This is a genomic window from Desulfobulbus alkaliphilus (genome assembly GCF_016918545.1).
Taxonomy (GTDB): domain Bacteria; phylum Desulfobacterota; class Desulfobulbia; order Desulfobulbales; family Desulfobulbaceae; genus Desulfobulbus; species Desulfobulbus alkaliphilus.
The window spans coordinates 1-394 of sequence record NZ_JAFFQC010000408.1 but is presented as its reverse complement, the minus strand read 5'-3'; the positions used below and the strand labels follow the sequence as shown (position 1 = coordinate 394).

The window sequence follows — 394 nt, the reverse complement described above, 5'->3', positions numbered from 1 at the left end:
GGCCAGCTCGTTTGGCGTGATGGCGAGCAGGGTCTTGTCGAGGATATTCATCAGCATCTCGTTGCCGGGCTGGCTGGCAAAGCCCATCCGGATGGGCTCGTCATCGGCGGGCCCCGCGATGCGCAGCCGGGTTCGCGGATCATTGTCCAGGGCGTGGCGGGCAAAATAGAGCGGCACTATGGCGGCATCCAGCCTGCCCCCCTCGACGGCCTGCATCGCCTCCTCGGCGCTCTCCATGATGGTTAGACTGCTGCCCTCCAGCTGATCGGCGAGCGGGGTGTAGCGGGTCATTCCCACGCGCTTGCCCGCCAGACTCTGCAGCGAGTCCATGCTCTCCTCGCCCTGATGGGTGAGGATCACGTAGATGTCGTCCGTGGCATAGGGAACCGAGGGG

General features: G+C 65.2%; 1 protein-coding gene. It reads right to left on the bottom strand.

The window, feature by feature from the left end; translation table 11 throughout:
- Positions 1-394 (bottom strand): type 2 periplasmic-binding domain-containing protein (locus JWG43_RS19160; RefSeq protein ID WP_205244487.1); only part of this gene is annotated, 394 nt, incomplete at both ends.